At 61.6% G+C, this 15615-nt stretch carries 18 protein-coding genes; 8 read left to right on the top strand and 10 right to left on the bottom strand.

Translation table 11 applies throughout. The annotated features are described in order from the left end of the window. The first annotated feature begins 124 nt into the window (after positions 1-124). The 4 genes from AB4037_RS05015 to AB4037_RS05000 all read left to right on the top strand — a co-directional run bounded on the left by AB4037_RS05015 (position 125) and on the right by AB4037_RS05000 (position 3100). A complete protein-coding gene (locus AB4037_RS05015) occupies positions 125-853 on the top strand; it encodes a LuxR family transcriptional regulator (protein ID WP_434960794.1) in 729 nt (242 codons plus the stop codon). A 127-nt stretch (positions 854-980) separates the two neighbouring features. Continuing rightward, entirely contained in the window at positions 981-1580 is a 600-nt protein-coding gene (locus AB4037_RS05010; protein ID WP_434960793.1) for an acyl-homoserine-lactone synthase, read from the top strand. 175 nt (positions 1581-1755) lie between these two features. Further along, the gene (locus AB4037_RS05005) at positions 1756-2268 is read left to right on the top strand and encodes a hypothetical protein (RefSeq protein ID WP_441770749.1); all 513 of its coding nucleotides are present in this window, start codon (positions 1756-1758) and stop codon (positions 2266-2268) included. A gap of 232 nt (positions 2269-2500) precedes the next feature. Further along, the gene (locus AB4037_RS05000; protein WP_441770748.1) at positions 2501-3100 is read left to right on the top strand and encodes a dihydrofolate reductase family protein; all 600 of its coding nucleotides are present in this window, start codon (positions 2501-2503) and stop codon (positions 3098-3100) included. Between the two features lie 248 nt (positions 3101-3348). On the opposite strand, the gene AB4037_RS04995 is transcribed toward AB4037_RS05000, so the two are convergent. After that, the gene (locus AB4037_RS04995) at positions 3349-3954 is read right to left on the bottom strand and encodes a LysE family translocator (RefSeq protein WP_441770747.1); all 606 of its coding nucleotides are present in this window, start codon (positions 3952-3954) and stop codon (positions 3349-3351) included. A gap of 116 nt (positions 3955-4070) precedes the next feature. On the opposite strand from AB4037_RS04995, the gene AB4037_RS04990 reads away from it, so the two are divergent. Further along, positions 4071-5429 carry an aminotransferase-like domain-containing protein gene (locus tag AB4037_RS04990; RefSeq protein ID WP_441770746.1) on the top strand — a complete coding sequence of 453 codons (1359 nt, stop codon included), beginning with the start codon at positions 4071-4073 and terminating at the stop codon, positions 5427-5429. A 12-nt stretch (positions 5430-5441) separates the two neighbouring features. Here the strand turns inward: AB4037_RS04990 and AB4037_RS04985 are convergent, their stop codons facing one another. Together AB4037_RS04985 and AB4037_RS04980 are read right to left on the bottom strand one after the other, a co-directional pair. Then, on the bottom strand, positions 5442-6095 hold the full coding sequence (locus AB4037_RS04985) for a Vgb family protein (protein ID WP_434960788.1): 654 nt from the start codon (positions 6093-6095) through the stop codon (positions 5442-5444). A gap of 15 nt (positions 6096-6110) precedes the next feature. After that, on the bottom strand, positions 6111-7325 hold the full coding sequence (locus AB4037_RS04980; RefSeq protein ID WP_441770745.1) for a helix-turn-helix domain-containing protein: 1215 nt from the start codon (positions 7323-7325) through the stop codon (positions 6111-6113). A 92-nt stretch (positions 7326-7417) separates the two neighbouring features. Here AB4037_RS04980 and AB4037_RS04975 point away from each other — a divergent pair, with 92 nt between their 5' ends. Then, the gene (locus tag AB4037_RS04975; protein WP_441770744.1) at positions 7418-8245 is read left to right on the top strand and encodes a copper chaperone; all 828 of its coding nucleotides are present in this window, start codon (positions 7418-7420) and stop codon (positions 8243-8245) included. 40 nt (positions 8246-8285) lie between these two features. Here the strand turns inward: AB4037_RS04975 and AB4037_RS04970 are convergent, their stop codons facing one another. Next, complete coding sequence (locus AB4037_RS04970) at positions 8286-8528, bottom strand: hypothetical protein (RefSeq protein WP_441770743.1); 243 nt, start codon at positions 8526-8528, stop codon at positions 8286-8288. A gap of 112 nt (positions 8529-8640) precedes the next feature. Between AB4037_RS04970 and AB4037_RS04965 the strand changes: the two genes are divergently transcribed. Then, on the top strand, positions 8641-9204 hold the full coding sequence (locus AB4037_RS04965) for a hypothetical protein (protein ID WP_441770742.1): 564 nt from the start codon (positions 8641-8643) through the stop codon (positions 9202-9204). Between the two features lie 75 nt (positions 9205-9279). Here AB4037_RS04965 and AB4037_RS04960 read toward each other — a convergent pair whose 3' ends face one another. Then, positions 9280-9615: a hypothetical protein gene (locus AB4037_RS04960; RefSeq protein WP_441770741.1), complete on the bottom strand. Its 336-nt coding sequence runs from the start codon at positions 9613-9615 to the stop codon at positions 9280-9282. A gap of 205 nt (positions 9616-9820) precedes the next feature. Further along, entirely contained in the window at positions 9821-10543 is a 723-nt protein-coding gene (locus AB4037_RS04955) for a response regulator transcription factor (RefSeq protein WP_441770740.1), read from the bottom strand. A 495-nt stretch (positions 10544-11038) separates the two neighbouring features. Between AB4037_RS04955 and AB4037_RS04950 the strand changes: the two genes are divergently transcribed. Continuing rightward, entirely contained in the window at positions 11039-11458 is a 420-nt protein-coding gene (locus AB4037_RS04950; protein ID WP_434960781.1) for a DUF1236 domain-containing protein, read from the top strand. A 512-nt stretch (positions 11459-11970) separates the two neighbouring features. On the opposite strand, the gene AB4037_RS04945 is transcribed toward AB4037_RS04950, so the two are convergent. The 4 genes from AB4037_RS04945 to AB4037_RS04930 form a co-directional block, all read right to left on the bottom strand. After that, positions 11971-12849 carry an SMP-30/gluconolactonase/LRE family protein gene (locus tag AB4037_RS04945; protein WP_441770739.1) on the bottom strand — a complete coding sequence of 293 codons (879 nt, stop codon included), beginning with the start codon at positions 12847-12849 and terminating at the stop codon, positions 11971-11973. Between the two features lie 64 nt (positions 12850-12913). Further along, positions 12914-13840, bottom strand: a complete 927-nt coding sequence (locus AB4037_RS04940; protein ID WP_434960779.1) for a 3-keto-5-aminohexanoate cleavage protein — start codon at positions 13838-13840, stop codon at positions 12914-12916. An 8-nt stretch (positions 13841-13848) separates the two neighbouring features. Then, positions 13849-14793 (bottom strand): 3-hydroxyacyl-CoA dehydrogenase, encoded by a 945-nt coding sequence (locus tag AB4037_RS04935; protein ID WP_441770738.1) that lies wholly within the window; start codon positions 14791-14793, stop codon positions 13849-13851. Between the two features lie 29 nt (positions 14794-14822). Beyond that, entirely contained in the window at positions 14823-15602 is a 780-nt protein-coding gene (locus tag AB4037_RS04930) for an SDR family oxidoreductase (protein WP_441770737.1), read from the bottom strand. Positions 15603-15615: the final 13 nt, after the last annotated feature.

Raw genomic sequence — 15615 nt, 5'->3', positions numbered from 1 at the left:
GCATTCATGCACAATAATAATGTGTACCGGTAGCGTGTCTGCGGATTTTCATCACCGGTCACAAGGCGGCAAGTATTCGACCAGCTACACAGGCGATGGGCTGTCAGCCCCGGGGGACGGTCAAATGCTGGAAGTCATGGCTTTTGAGACGTTGCATGATCTGCGCAGAGCCAAGACGGTCGATGAGGTGAAATCGACGTTTGGTTTAGCGCTACAGAATTTCGGATCCCATTCCTTTGTCATTTGTGACATTCCGGCAGGCGCACCGCCTGGTGTTCGCGAACTGCACGCCTCCAACTGGTCCGAGGCATGGCAGCAGCGCTATGTGGAGCGCGATTATGCCATGCATGATCCGATACCCAACAATGTCGGCCGGCAGATCAACCCCTATTACTGGCATGAGGCCGCCGAGGCGTTCAAAGACAACTCGATCGCAAACCGGATCATGGCCGAGGCCCGTTCGGATTTCGGCATGGGCGATGGCTTCTGCGTTCCCATTCATGGCCTCACCTCCGTCGCGGGGCTGATCTCGATTTCGACACCGGAAAAGAACTGGATTCTGTCCGAGGAAGAGAATGCCGCGATCCACATGATCAGCATCTATGCCTACGAAGCCATTCGGCGCTTGCGAACGACGCGTCCTTCCGGCGGTGGCGGACCTGTTCTCTCGGCTCGCGAGACCGAATGTCTGCGCTGGACTGCGGAAGGTAAGACGGCGTGGGAGATCAGTTGCATCCTGGGAATATCCGAAGAAACGGCAACAAAATACCTCAAGAATGTTGCCAAAAAACTCGGAACCCGAACCAAAGCCCATACAGTTTCAAGAGCATATAGACTACATTTGCTACAATGACACTGCCCCATTTTTGGGGTATTGCAATACTGTACCATGACGGCAAGTCTCTCCGGACAAATGGAGAGGTTCTGCTATGTTACACATTATCAAGGGATTTGATTCCTCTAAGCAATTTGAGTTGGAATTGGCTTTCCGTTTTCGGAACGAAGCGTTTGTCGAAGAAGCCGGCTGGGAAAATCTGCGCCGGCCCGATCGCAGGGAAATCGATCAATTCGATACCGACGACACCATCCACATCCTGGCCATGAAGGATGAGCAGGTTCAGGCCTATAGCCGGCTCAACCCGACGATCAAGCCTCATGTTCTGTCCGAGGTCTATCCCGGCCTGGCTTCGCGGGGACTGATCCGAGACCCCAGGGCCTGGGAGTGGAGCCGCATGGGCACGGCGAAGCGGGCGCGCGGCGCCGGCCGAGGCTGGAACGGCCCGATTGGTCTGTTGCTGCGGAGCGTGGCCTATGTCGCCTTGAAGTTCGATATCCAGACCCTGGTCTGGCAGGCCCATCCGGGCTGGATTACCAGAGCGAGTGAACTTGGTTTCGACCCCTTCCCGATGGGGCTGCCAAAGACCATTGCGGGTGAGCCCGTCATCGCCGCCCATATGGCTGTCAATCTCGGCGTCTTTGTCCGGATGGACGCTCTGAATTTGCCGCGCACCGGGCTGGCGGATCCCGCGCCATGCGAGTGGAGCGACCTGATTACGCCGATGCAGCAGATTCACGCTTGAACGGGGTCCGAACTGGTTCGCAGCGAACCCGCCAATCGTCGCTGCGAGCTCTCTCCCGCCCGACTTCGCACCATTATGCAGAAGAACAGGTTCACGCCATCTCACATTCTCTTCGAAATTTCTTGCCGGCTCCTCATTCAAAATCTCGAAAATCTTTCATCTCAAGAGTTGCGCCATGTCCATGCAATCCAGCGCTACGGGCTTGCTTACCTATCAGCAGGTGGTGAAGGGCCTCGAACACATCGTCAGGCACTGCACGGATCGTGCCGCCGTGCACGCGGCCGTCGCGGTTCTCCAGGAGATGGGGAAGATCGACGCTCCCCAGCCCAGAACCTATGTGGTGGACATCTTTCACGCCACGGATACGATCGAAGGCGAAGCCGTTTGCTTCAGCTCCGACCCCGGTGCCCGTTACGGACCGTGCGACGCCTGGTACAATTACGAGATCGCCAAGAAATACGCGATGACCGGCACGCTCGAACTGATCGGCCGTAAACCCGCCGATGTCCTCAAGGAGGCCCGCCTCTACACGCGGCACGGCGAGTATAGGGACATTCGGCCAATGGCGCGCGTGACGACCACCGGCGACATCATCGTGGTCTCCGACGCCATGACGGAATTGCAACTGCTGATCGCCGTGGTCGATCGCAAGGGCTTTTTCGATTTGCGGGAAACCAAGTTCCACTAACCCGACCGCCCTGCCCGCTCGTCGCCGGACCACCCGTCACAGGCGGAAGCCCACCTGTCGGTCATCTCTCCCTGCCTCACGGCAAGCCGGCTCATCACGCACAAAAACTAAGCTCTTGTGCTAAGTATTAAAGACTGATAGTTAGCCCATAAGGTAATTGATTATCTCCGGCCTCGGCCCGGACAGCAGCGGCAATAAAACCGCGAGAGGTGATGTGATGAAGCTGGTATTGATGGAATTTCTGTCTCTCGATGGTGTCTATCAGGGCCCGGGAGGCCCCGATGAAGACACGACGGACGGTTTTGTCCGTGGCGGCTGGTTCGTCCCCTTCATCGATGATGCCCTGATGCGCTCGGTAACCGACTGGGTCTCCGAAGCCGATGGCTTCCTGTTCGGCCGCCGCACCTATGAAAGCTTCGCGCGCGATTGGCCGAAGATGGACGATCCCAATGATCCCGTGGCCAGCAAGTTGAACGGCGCTCCGAAATATGTGGCCTCGAACACACTCGAGCAGGCCACATGGGCGCCTTCGACCATCCTGTCGGGCGACATTCTCGGCGGCGTCGCCGCGTTGAAGGCAAAGGCCGGCCGCGAACTCCAAATCCATGGCAGCGGCCGGCTCGCCTATTCGCTGCTGGCGGCTGGATTGGTGGATGAATTCAGGCTCATGGTCGCTCCCGTCGTGCTGGGACAGGGCCGCAGGCTCTTCAAGGAAGGCGGGCAGCCTCTCGGGTTCAAGCCTGTGAAGACCGAAGTGACGCCAGCCGGCCTCTCGATCCAAGTCTATCAGAAAGGCGAATCCCCCACATTCGCAACATACAGTCCGTCGTGACGAATGGGGCAAGCTGCGCCCTTGCCATGCCCGCGGCATCGCTGGGCAGGAGACCGCGAAATGCCGCGATATCACCATCACGGCGAAACAAATGGAAATCGCAGGTTAAGGCAGTGCGCGCATGTTGACGGCCTCTTTCACCGGAGCAAAGCCGATGCTCGAAAGTGTGCTGCTTGCCTTGCTGTTCTCCTTCTTGACCTACTATCTCACCTTCGACCTCTAACAAGGGATGTCGATGCGCCTGTCGGTCAATGCCCCGCTTCAGCCAGGATCGGATAGAGCGAGGCGACCAGTGCCAACGCCATGGCGATGTTGAAAAGACGCAGCCGTAGAGGTTTCGACAGGAAACCGCGCAAAGCGGTTCCCGCTGCCGCCCAGACCAAGAGGCAGGGTGCATTAACCAGAACGTAGATGGCCGCCACCACCAGGACATTGCCGAAGAAGCCACTGGCCGGCGTATAGGTGGCAATGGCGCCGATAGCCATGATCCAGGCCTTCGGATTGATCCACTGGAAGGCCGCTGCTTGGAAAAAGGTCATCGGGCGATCCTGGCCGCCTTCGGAATCCGGCCTGCCTGCCTTGGCAATCTTCCAGGCAAGGTAGAGGAGATAGGTCGCACCGCCATAGCGCAACAGCGTGTGCAGGAGCGGAAAGACCGTGAACAGGCCGCCTATGCCGAAACCGGCGGCGAGCACGAGGACACAGAAACCGAGATTGATGCCGAGAAGATGAGGCATGGTGGCCTTGAGACCGTAATTAGCTCCGGAGGCCAGCAGCATCGTATTGTTCGGGCCGGGCGTGATCGAGGTGACGAAGGCGTAGATGACGAAGGCGATAAGCAGGTCGGGTGTCATGGGAAGTCGGGTGTCATGGGAAGTGGCCGCTCCGTAGAGAATTGACGGGATCATAGCGGCGTGACACTATTTTGAAATATGCAATAGTGTCATGTGACACAATTGATGGTCCTGCCGTGAAGCTTGCATCTCCCTGGGTACCGCACTTGGCACAAGGTGGTGGGCCACCTTTCGAGCGGCTTGCCGCAGCGCTTGCCGACGACATTGCCGCCGGCCTGATCGGCGCCGGCGACCGTCTGCCGGCCCATCGCGACCTTGCCTGGCGTCTCGGCGTTGGCGTCGGCACCGTCACCAAGGCCTATGCCAGGCTGGAGCAGCGCGGCCTGGTGAGGTCACTCCATGGCCGCGGCATGTTCGTGGCCGGTTCCTCGGCCGCGGCGGCCGGCGCAATCGACCTCGGCATCAACGCCCCTCCGCAGATGCTGAGCGACAGGCTGCTACAGGCCACACTGTCGACACTGGCAAAGCGCCTCGATGCCGGCACCTTCGGAGCCTATTCCCATCCCGCAGGCCGCCCGGAGCATCGGCGCCTGATGGCGCGCTGGCTGGCCAGATGGGGCTTTGAGGCTAGGCCGGACTGTATCGTGCTGAGCCATGGCGCCCAGCACGCTCTCTCTATTGCGATGGCCATCGCCTGCCCGCCGGGAACGATCTTGCTGACCGAGGCGCTGACTTATCCGGGGGCGTTGCTGGCGGCAGGGCAGGCCGGCCTCGAGACCGTCGGTCTTGCGATGGACGAGGAAGGACTCACGCCCGACGCCCTGGCCGAAGCACTCGGCTCCGAGCGCGGCCGGCATCGGGTGCTCTATGTGACCCCGACCCTGCACAATCCAACAACGGCGACGATGGGCGCTGAACGCCGCCAGACTTTGGTCCGCCTATGCCGAGCCCACGACGTCGCCATCATCGAGGACGACGTCTACGGCATTTTCGCGCCCGCAGGCGTCTGTCCCCTGGCGTCCCTTGCGCCCGAACGTACCTTCTATGTCACCGGCCTCTCCAAGACCTTGAGTCCCGGGCTTCGCATGGGCGCGCTCGTCGTCCCGCCCGATCGCATGGCCGAGGCGGAGGCACGGCTGCAGGCGAGCAGCACCATGGCGTCGGCACTCCTGGCCGAAATCATGGAGATGTGGCTGGTGGACGGGACAGCGGAAGCGGTTGCGGCGTCGGTCCGCGCGGACGCGGCCCGACGCTCGGCGCTCGCCACCGAACGCTTGCCCAAGCATGCGTCACTGAAGGTCAATGGCGGTTTTCATGCCTGGCTGCCGATGCCGGCCGAGGCGGCAGACCGTTTCGTCGCCCGCGCCGCCCTGCACGGGGTCGCTCTGATGCCGGCGCGCGCAGCAATGGCCGATCCCGCCGCTTTGCAGGGCGGCGTGCGGATAAGCCTCGGCGCTCCGGCAATCGATCAGCTCGATCGGGCTCTCGGCATTCTCGCCGATCTGTTCGTGTCCAACCGGCCGGTGCTCGTCTGAGCAAACAAGCGTTCAGTCATGAATGCGCTTTGCTCTAGAGGGCCGGCGGACGGCCCTGACTTTTCCGCTGGCACCACCTCCGCAGAAGAAGCGATCGCCCCCATCGGATTCGAGCCCGGAGACGACCAGGCCGGCCGGCATCTCGATGCTGTCGAGAACCTTGCCGGTAGCCGGATCGATATGCCGCAATTCGCTCTCATCATTTTCCAAGGTGGCGTGCCAAAGCTCCCCATCCACCCAGGTCACACCAGTGACGAAACGGTTGGATTCGATGGTGCGTAGCGTGGCGCCGGTCTCAGGATCGATCTGGTGAATCTTGCGGTCCTGGTATTGGCCGACCCAAAGGGCGCCTTCCGCCCAGGCCAGGCCTGAATCCTTGCCGCCGCCGGGCGCTGGAATGGTGGCGAGCACCTTGCCGGTGGCCGGATCGATCTTCTGGATGCGATCCTCCGCGATCTGAAACAGATGCCGGCCGTCAAAGGCGGTGCCGGCATGCGCGGCGACATCGAGAAACCTCACCGTCTTGCCACTGTCGGGATCGAGTGCGTTCAGCTTGTCGCCGGACGCAAACCAGACGTTGTCACCATCGAAGCTGACCCCGTGCACGGCCTCGACACCGGCAAAAGGGCCATATTCGCGAAGGATTTCTGCTGATGTCCGTTTCATCGGGCGATCCTAACTTCATGGCAGAGGCGCGGGGAGTAACAAGGTTGTCGCGAAACCCGGCACGGGCGGCGTCACCCAGCGGCGTGCCCGGCCGCGGCCGAAGAACTGCACTTTGGCGGCCAAGGCGAGCTCGTCGAGGGCGCGCTGCACCGTACGCTGGCTGGCACCCAGCGCAAGCGCCAGAGCCGAGCTCGACCAGGCTTCGCCATCGGAGAGGAACGCCAGCACCGCTGCATATTTCTCTTCGACCGGCCGGGCCAGTACCAGGACGTCGCCGGCACGGCGAGGAACCAGGGCAAAGCCGCGCCGGGTCGCGTTGACGGCGGCCATTCCCCGCAAGATCGCGCGCAGGCGGCCCATCTCGACCCGAAGCCGGGCGCGATGGGACTCGTCGGCAGATTTGGCTCCGAAGGCGCGCGCCACCAGTTCGTCGCGCGTCACATCGCCGGGCCAGGCCTCGCCCAACGCCCTGACAAGGGCAAACAGCACCGGCCGTCTGGCGAGCGAAGCCCCCTTCTCTGCATCGCGCACGACATGACGGCAGGCATCGACCAGGAAGGCTTTCGATGTCTGCAAAGCCTCGACTTCATCGAGCAGCACGGGGCGTTCGCAGCCGCCGGTGATCAGGCGCGCGGCCGGTGTGTCCAGAATCCGCATGGCGCTTTCGACCTCCGCCGCCAACGCCGGGATCCCGGCCTGGCGTGCGGCCAGCTTGGCCCGGGTCAGCGCCTCACGGGCCTGTCGGGTCCGCAGCCTGCGCATCGCAATGCCGGCAACCACCAGATCATGCGCCGTCTTCAAGGCCGGCGGCAGCGGCGCGGGATCGAAATTGGCAAGCTCTGCCTCGGCGGCGTCCAGGCGCCCGATCAGCAGCAGGCGCCGAGCTTCGAGATATCTGGCATGTGCGGCATTCACCCAGTCGCCATGCTGTTCCAGCGTCACGCGCGCCGCATGAAGGGCCTTGGCGGGCCAGCCTAGATCGCGCGAGACGAAGGCGATCTCCGCCTCGGCGACAACGCATCTTGCGCGCGCCACCGCTTGCCTAGTGCCGAAGGCACGGCCCGCGCTTCGGATCAGTGTCCGAGCGCGATCGAGGTCCCCGAGCTGCGCCATTGCGATGCCGCGCAGGGCCAATGCCGGCGCATCGTCGCGCAGGGCAATCCGGTTCAGGGCACCGAGCGGATCGCCGGCGGCGAGCGCACGGGCCGCGGCCGTAATCAGCGAGTCCATTCGAATCCCGCCAAACTTGTCACTCCCACCATCCGACACTCCCGGACTAGCACGAAACACCGGATCGTATCGAGAACGCCGCGAGACCCGTCATGAGCCTCATTCACGCCAGCAGGATATGGAACAGCCCAGCGCATGACGGCGCCGGATGGATCTCCCGGCTTGCCTTTGTCGGCTGTCTGGGTCTCGCCTTCGCGCTGGGCACGGCGATCATGTTGGAATGGTCGCTGGCGATGGCCGGCATGGGCGAGATCCCGATGCCCGGCAACTGGACGATGTCGATGATGTGGCTGCCGATATGCGGACAGAGCTGGCCCGGCTTGGCCCTATCCTTCCTCGCCATGTGGCTGGCCATGATGGCAGCCATGATGCTGCCGAGCCTGTCGCCCGTTCTATGGCGCCGTCGCGAGGCTCTGGTCGCGGCGGGAAAAAGGCGTCCCGGCCATCTCATCGCCCTGATCGGCGTGGGTTATCTCTCGATGTGGGCCTTGGTCGGCTGCCTTGTCTTCCTGTGCAGCGCAACCTTCGCGGTAGCATGCGCCAAGCTGCCGGAGTTGTCGCGTACCGTACCGCTCGCCGCAGGCCTGATCGTTCTGTTGGCCGGCGCCTGGCAATTCACGCCATGGAAGGCCCACCAGCTCGCCTGCTGGCACGGTATGCCAGCAAACAGAGTCGAGCGACCGGCGTACGCGGCCTTGCAGGACGGCTTGCGGCTGGGGGCCCATTGCAGCCTGAACTCCGTCGGCCTGACCACGATCCTTCTCATGACCGGGATGATGGATCTGCGCATGATGGCAGCCGTCACGGCGGCCATCAGCTTCGAGCGTCTCGCACCGAACGGTCCACTCGCCGCGCGGCTGATCGGAGGCGTAATCATCGCCGCCGCGCTGATCCTGATCGTCAAAGCACTTGGCGGTTAGAGCACCGTGCCGAAAAGCGGATGCCGGTTTTCGGTACGTTTCAGGTCCCGCGGCGTGCGGTGAAAGCGGGCGGATCGCTGGCAGGGAACGACTCGTCGCTCGCTTCGTCGACCTCGTCCCAAGGATCGGCAGGCTGCATCGCCATATTCCGGCGCCTACCGGCGGCTGCCGCGCCGTGCGCATTCAGCACCTCCAGTTTCCGGCGCAGCCGATGATTGTCATCCAGAAGCCTGGCAATGGTGATCAGTCCCGCAAATGAAGCCAGAAGGCCAAGGCCACGCATATCGTCCTCCCTTTTCAAGCCGCAGACCCCGCCCGATCGCCGTGGCCTTGATGTCCAAACGCCTTGCTGCTGAACCTGCTAACCGGCCCCGTGGTTCCCGCCGGCTGACCCTGTGGCTCTGCTCCAATTCGTCGCAGGCCAGAAACCTTTGCTGTTGGTAGCGGTTCTCGCCATCGACAATCATCAAGGTACGGATCCGATGCAAGCTTATGACGTGCGCGCGCTTTTCTCATTTGCCGACAGAGCCAGTCGGCTGAGCGGCAGCGATCCATCGCTCGATCGCGACATCTGCCTGAGCCTTCGTTATCTCGATGGTTGCATGTTCGCCGATTGGCTGGTCGTCCTGCCTGACCATCGCCTGTCTTCAGCCAATGGTTCGCATCGTGCCGAGCCTGACGCGCTCACAGCCTCCGTCGATGCCGTCGAAAGACTTCGGCAATGCCTGCTGCCCGGGAGCCGATTGAATGTCAGGTCGCTCGATGGCGCCCTGGAACAGTTTCAATGCCAGGTGCGGTATGGTTTAGACGCAGATGAAGCCGGCAAGGCAGTCGTCGCCGGCTCGGAGCCTTGCGCCCGGCTGGCGGCTCTCCTTCATGCCTTTGCCAATTCGACCCTGGGTTGGCCAAATCCTGCAAGCGAACCGGCCAGGCTGCGCTTTGCCCTGGTCGACAAGTAAGCGCAGCTGGTAAAGCACCCCTGGCCGAAAAACTGTTTCAGAACAGCGTGTCGATGCTTGCTCGACACGCAAACATCAACGGCGTTCGCTTCCGAGCAGGGTGGCGCCGACCACAAGCCCTATTACGAACCCGACAATGCCGGCTGAGGACAGGATCGTCGCGGCGGTGCCTGGGTGTTCCCTCGCCGCATCGGTCACGGCGTGCGCTTGCTCGCGTGCTTGCTGGAAGGAAGCTCGCGTCTGTCCCTTGGCTCGATCCACGGCCTCCGAGGCCGCCTCGCGCGTGCGCTCCAATGTTTCGGCGCCACGGTCCGCGATGGATTTGCCAAGTGCGCCGATTTCCTTTCTGAGTTCGGTAATCTGCTTTTCCAGTTCTTTGCGCACATCGTCCGAGGAAATCGAGTCGGCCATCATGTTCTCCGTTCTGGTGATCCGTAACGGCGATAGCTCGCAGCCTGCACCGCACCCGACTATAACGCCCGACTTGGCGCCATGTTCCCGTCTTGCCGCCGACGCACGAAAAAGGCTCCCCTTGGGGAGCCTTGGAGCATTTTGAGATTTGACGCGGTTCAACTGGAATTGCGGTCGGTACGACCGTTGAGGGAAATCCCCGCGATCAGTTGAACAGATCCTGGGTCAGGATCGCCACTTCCGTGCGATTGCGCGCCTTGATCTTGCGCATGATGTTGCGGATATGGATCTTCACCGTGCTCTCGCTCATTTCGAGCTTGTAGGCGATGATCTTGTTGGACTCGCCGCGGCGCAAGTGGTCGATGACGTCGATCTGCCTTTGGGTAAGAACCTGGCGGAATGGCCCCTTCTCCGGAGCCTGCATGGGAGCTGTCTGCGCAGCCAGGAGGCTCGTAACAGGCACAAACCTCTCCCCGGCCTGGACCAGACGAATGGCCGCAGCCGCCATATCCAGATTGAAGGTCATACCGACAAAACCACGGGCGCCTTGCTCCAGGGTACGGCGAACCAAAGCGGGATTCTCGGCATCGGAGAGTACGATGATCTGGCTATCGGGAGCCTTGGCTTGCAGCTTGGCAATGTCGTCGCAGATGGCGCGTTCCGTCGCCCAATCGCCAGTTGCGCACAGCAGTACGGTCACGGGAGCGGTTGGGTCCAACGGGCGCCATTCGTCTACCGATCCGTAGCCGCTCATCGTGCAGTTCAATTCGGAATCGGCGAGGCAGCGCGCCAGACAGTCTCGGATCAGCGTTGCCGCGCTGATGATGAGGACCGGGATTGTTGCAATCCGAGGCGTGACGGAAGGCGTGGCAATGGGTGCCGTCGGTCGCACTGCGTCATCGCGCAGTCTCGGCGGGCGATCAAACATGTCGACGCTCCTATAGGCGTCGGAAAGAACAGCAGTACCCATTACCATATTACCTTATATCAGACCGCCCCTATTCAGCAGGCCTACAAACTGCGTGGAGCGATAAAGGTATTTCCCTGCGGCGTATGTGCGATTTCGCACATACGCCATGGCGTGGCGCCCCACGGACGATGGCGAATCCGGTTGGCGGACAATGATCTGATGTGCCCTGGAGGACCTTTACTCACGCTGGGATCGAGAACCCATTGCCGCCCATGTAAGCAAGACCGATAAGAATTCTCGTTCTATATAGATCGGCACCCTCAGAGTTTATCAGAATAATATAAACGCCATACATTTATCTGAAATGTGTTCTCATTGAGAAATCAAAGTTAATTTGAAGGCAGATGCCATAATTATTATTTTAGGAAAATTTATATGGGAACAAATGCATCCTCTGATTGTTATAGTGCTCATATCGGGAGTGTGTACACTCGGCAAACACGGAGAAAGGCTATGACAAACAGGTTGATGAACTTGATTGGCGTATCTTTGGTGGCGCTATGGCTGCCAGCCGCTGCCCAGGCGCAAGGCGTGATGGGCGGAGCCCAGGAAGGGGCGGAACGCGGTAATGAGAACGCCGGGCCGATCGGCGGCATCGTCGGTGGCACGGTTGGCGCTGTGACGGGCGGCATCAACGGACTGCTGGGAATTCAGCAGCGCCCCCGCTTCCGTCAATATGTGATCGAGAGGCACGTTCCGTCCTACCGCTATGAGGAGCCCGTCAATGTGGGCGTCGTTCTGCCCGAGGACGGTATCGAATATTATGACGTGCCCGCGGACTATGGTGAAGTCCGCTACAAATATACGGTGATCAACGACGAGGTGGTGTTGGTCGATCCGGGCACCCGCCGGATCGTACAGGTTGTAGAATAGGGCTCCTTGCGGCCGTGCCTCGCTTCGAACGGGCTCGCTGCAGAGTTGATTGAGAAATCTTCCGGCTGCGCGACACAGCAGCCGGAAAATCAGGGCTTCTGCTTCAGCAAGCGCGGACCAGGGCATGGCACTTCGGCACGCCTCTATCGCCATAAGAGTGGCGGATATAGGTTATGCACTACACCTGACAAAGCAGATCAGCTCGATAAGACATCGATATAGGAATATTATATATATCATTGATATATAATATCTTTTTATAAATATAAGGAAGAGACTTGCCCTTTCGGCATAGGCACAAGATGCGCCAAACGGGTATGCGCGCTCGGTGCATGAGCAAGCCAATTTAGCGTGGCCACCTCGTATAGGTCAGGTTATCGGCACAAGGTCATTCTTATCCTTAACTTCAACGAGCCAACCCATCGGAGTTCGTGTCAGGGCGCCTCTGACAGGACGTCCGCGCACGCCGTGACCGGGAACCGCTGCCACGTCCCTGCCATTCTCCGATCCCCTCACCCGCCGAAACGGGGCTCCGGGATGCCCCGAATGCCCAGATCATAGATGGCGAAGAGGCTGCCCCGCAACACGCCGTCGCCGGGGAAGCGCGGCAAAGGCGGCTTGGCCATCGAGGTCACATAGAGCACATCGAGATCGGGACCGCCGAACATCACGCTGGTGACCTTCTTGACCGGCATCTCGATCACCCGGTCGACCGAGCCGTCCGGCCGATAGCGCACCAGCTTGCCATCGTAGACCAGGGCATTCCACAGGCAGCCCTCGGCGTCCACCGTCGAGCCATCGGCCGCACCACCACCCGATCCATCGACCTTGGCGAAGGTCCGGCGGTTCGACACGCCGCCAGTGTCCTGGTCATAGTCATACGCAGAGATCTCGCCGGACCAGGTGTCGGTGAAATAGAAAATAGTACCGTCCGGGCTCCAGCACGGCCCGTTCGAGCAGATGATGCCGGAATCGAGCCTGGTGACCTTGAAATCCGTCGACAGGCTGTAGAGCGCCCCGTTCGGCCCTTCCTCCATCGTGTCCATCGAGCCGGCGATGAAGCGGCCGCGCTTGTCGACCTTGCCGTCATTGATGCGGTTGTTGGGCAGGTCGGGCTCGGGATCGTGGATGAGTTCGACGTCACCCGTCTTGAAGTCGAGAAGATGGAAGCCACGCGCCAGCGAGACGACGGCGCCCGAGCCGTCCTGGCGCAGCGCCATGGAGCCGATTTTCTGCGGCACGTCCCAGGCCCGGAGCTCCCTGCCATCGGCAGTGGCACGGAAGACGCGGCCGTCGAAACTGTCGATCCAGTAGAGACGCTGCTGGTCGACGTCCCAAAGCGGGCCCTCCCCCAGGGTGGTCTTCACATCCAGCAAGACTTCGATACGCATGCTCGTTCCCTCTCCTTCAGCCGTTTTGTCGTCAGCCTTCCGGCTGGCAGCCCCGATCAAGTGCTCAGAAATTCACGGCATGGCCGCCTTTCAGGCTCAGTATTTCGCGGGCCTCGTCCGGGGTCGCCACGGCGAGGCCCAGCCCCTCGATGATCTGGCGGACCCTGGTGACCTGTTCCGCATTGGAGCGGGCGAGCACGCCGGGCCCGTTCCAGAGCGAGTCCTCCAGCCCGACGCGGACGTTGCCGCCCATCGCAGCCGACATCGCCGCAATGTTGAACTGGTTGCGGCCCGCACCGAGGACGGACCAGCGATACTGGTCGCCGAACAAGCGATCTGCGGTGCGCTTCATGTGCTGGACGTCGTCGGGATGGCCGCCAATGCCACCCTGCAGGCCGAAGACGGTCTGGATGAAGAGCGGCGCCTTCACCAGGCCGCGATCGAAGAAATATTTTAGATTGTACAGGTGCGCCGTGTCGTAGCATTCAAACTCGAAACGGGTGTCGTTGCCCGCGCAGGTGGTCAGGATGTGCTCGATCTGCCCGAAGGTGTTGCGAAAGATGATGTCCTTGTTGGCGAGATAGGTTCGCTCCCACTCATGCTTGAGATCGGTGAAGCGATCGAGCATGCCGAACAGGCCGAAATTCATGGAACCAAGATTGAGCGAGGCGACCTCCGGCGCGAAGGTTGCCGCCGGTCGCACGCGCTCCTCGATGCTCATGGTCGGGGCACCGCCGGTGGTGAGGTTGATGACGCAGTTCGAGCGCTGCTTGATCTGGGGCAGGAACCTGGCAAAGGCCTCCGGCGTCTGGTCGGGCTCACCGGTCACGGGATTGCGGGCATGGAGGTGCACGATCGCCGCGCCGGCCTCGGCGGCGCCAACTGCCGCATCGGCGATCTCTTCCGGCGTCACCGGCAGATGCGGCGACATCGAGGGCGTATGAATGGCGCCGGTTACGGCGCAAGTGATGATGACTTTATTGCGGGCCATGCGTTTACTCACTTTCCGATGTCCTTGGCGGCCCTGCGCTTGTGCGCGCGCAGAGCCATCAGCTGGCGGTCGCGCCATTTCTGGCGCGCACCGAGCTTGTCGCGCGGTAGAAGGGCGCTGCGCTCCGCTTCGATGCGCTCCATCACGGGGCCAGCCCAATCGACGCGGTACTGCACCGACGGGAAGATGTTGGCGTAGATGCCTTGGTAGCGCTCGGCATAGTCGCGCACGCCCCCGGGCGCGTTGAGGTCGATCGTCTCGAAGGGGCCCATGAAGGACCAGCGCAAGGCCAGCCCGTCGCGCAGGCCTATATCGATGTCCTCGACGCTGGCGATATCGTCGGCGACCAGGCGGAACGCTTCTTCGAGCAGAGCACCCTGCAGGCGGTTCATGATGAAACCGTCGATCTCGCGCTTCATCACCAAAGGTGACTGGCCACAACTGCGCATGAAGTCGGCCGCCTTGCACATGGCCTCCTGCGAGGTCCAGGGCGAGGGGCAGACCTCCACCGCTTGTACCAGGTAGGGCGGATTGATCGGATGGCACACGAGGCAGCGCTGGCGACCGGGAAGATGCTCCATGAAGGCGGAAGGCAGGATCGCCGAAGTCGAACTTGCCAGCACCGCCTTGGCGGGCGCCAGCCGGTCGAGATCGGCGAACAGAGTGCGTTTCAGCTCGACCTGTTCGGGCGCGTTCTCCTGGACGTGGTCGACGTCATCGAGCGCTACGGCAAGATCGGGCTCGATGCGGATGCGTGCCTTGACTTCGTGAGGTTCGGAACCGCCGAGAAGGTCATTTGCGGCAAGATCCGGCAACATCTCGTCGATGAAGGCCAAGGCTTTCGGTAAGGCGTCGGCGTCCTTGTCCCAGAGCCTGACCTCATGGCCGGCCCTTGCGAAGGTGATGGCCCAGGCGCGGCCGATGAAACCGGATCCGATGATGGCTGTCTTCATGGGAATGTTCCCGACTGGGAGGGAGGCGCTCACAGGGATTCGACGTTGCCGTCGACGCCCAGGGACTGGCCGGAGATGTTGATTCCGGCCGGTGACAACAGGAAGAGCACCATCGCAGCGACATCCTCCGGGCCCGTCATGCGGCGCAGCGAGATGCGGTCGAGATATTGCTTCTCCATCGCCTCATAGGGCACGCCGACCTGGGTGGCGCGATCGCGGATCACCCCTTCCATGCGCGGCCCGCGGATGATGCCGGGCAGGATGGCATTGACCCGGATACCGGAGGGGCCGAGTTCCTTGGCAAGGCTCTGGGTGAAGCCGATGACACCCCATTTGGCGGCCGAATAGGGCGTGCGATAGGCATAGCCATAGCGCCCCGCCGCCGAGGACAGGTTGATGATGGCGCCATCGCCCGCCTGCTTGAGCAGAGGCACGCCGTGATGAGAACAGAGGAACTGCCCGGTGAGGCAGATATCGATGGTGCGGCGCCAATCGGCGGGCGAGATCTCCTCCACACCACCGGTCGGCCCGGCAATGCCGGCATTGTTGATGAGCGCATCGAGGCCTCCGAGCCCGGCTCGCACGTCGTCGAAGAGCCCAGCCACGGCCTCTTCGTCCGAGACGTCGCACAGGCTGGCACCGTGTCCGGGATGAGCTGCCCTGAAATCGGCAAGATGCTGCTCGGCGACATCGCACACATGCACCCTGGCGCCATTGTCGATTAGGAGATCGGCAATGGCGCGGCCGATGCCGGAAGCTCCGGCTGTGATGAGAACGCGAAGGCCAGGTTTGAGGGCAATTCCGGTCATTTATATTTCCTTG

Source organism: Labrys sp. KB_33_2, from assembly GCF_052114505.1.
Lineage (GTDB): Bacteria > Pseudomonadota > Alphaproteobacteria > Rhizobiales > Labraceae > Labrys.
This window is presented reverse-complemented; position numbering and strand designations above follow the sequence as displayed.

Coding starts and splice junctions, on each gene's coding strand:
- AB4037_RS04935 (WP_441770738.1), bottom strand. CDS start 14,793: ATGAAGACAGCCATCATCGGATCCGGTTTCATCGGCCGCGCCTGGGCC.
- AB4037_RS05000 (WP_441770748.1), top strand. CDS start 2,501: ATGGAATTTCTGTCTCTCGATGGTGTCTATCAGGGCCCGGGAGGCCCC.
- AB4037_RS04940 (WP_434960779.1), bottom strand. CDS start 13,840: ATGGCCCGCAATAAAGTCATCATCACTTGCGCCGTAACCGGCGCCATT.
- AB4037_RS04970 (WP_441770743.1), bottom strand. CDS start 8,528: ATGCGTGGCCTTGGCCTTCTGGCTTCATTTGCGGGACTGATCACCATT.
- AB4037_RS04960 (WP_441770741.1), bottom strand. CDS start 9,615: ATGGCCGACTCGATTTCCTCGGACGATGTGCGCAAAGAACTGGAAAAG.
- AB4037_RS05005 (WP_441770749.1), top strand. CDS start 1,756: ATGTCCATGCAATCCAGCGCTACGGGCTTGCTTACCTATCAGCAGGTG.
- AB4037_RS05015 (WP_434960794.1), top strand. CDS start 125: ATGCTGGAAGTCATGGCTTTTGAGACGTTGCATGATCTGCGCAGAGCC.
- AB4037_RS04950 (WP_434960781.1), top strand. CDS start 11,039: ATGACAAACAGGTTGATGAACTTGATTGGCGTATCTTTGGTGGCGCTA.
- AB4037_RS04975 (WP_441770744.1), top strand. CDS start 7,418: ATGAGCCTCATTCACGCCAGCAGGATATGGAACAGCCCAGCGCATGAC.
- AB4037_RS04930 (WP_441770737.1), bottom strand. CDS start 15,602: ATGACCGGAATTGCCCTCAAACCTGGCCTTCGCGTTCTCATCACAGCC.
- AB4037_RS04995 (WP_441770747.1), bottom strand. CDS start 3,954: ATGACACCCGACCTGCTTATCGCCTTCGTCATCTACGCCTTCGTCACC.
- AB4037_RS04985 (WP_434960788.1), bottom strand. CDS start 6,095: ATGAAACGGACATCAGCAGAAATCCTTCGCGAATATGGCCCTTTTGCC.
- AB4037_RS04945 (WP_441770739.1), bottom strand. CDS start 12,849: ATGCGTATCGAAGTCTTGCTGGATGTGAAGACCACCCTGGGGGAGGGC.
- AB4037_RS04980 (WP_441770745.1), bottom strand. CDS start 7,325: ATGGACTCGCTGATTACGGCCGCGGCCCGTGCGCTCGCCGCCGGCGAT.
- AB4037_RS04955 (WP_441770740.1), bottom strand. CDS start 10,543: ATGTTTGATCGCCCGCCGAGACTGCGCGATGACGCAGTGCGACCGACG.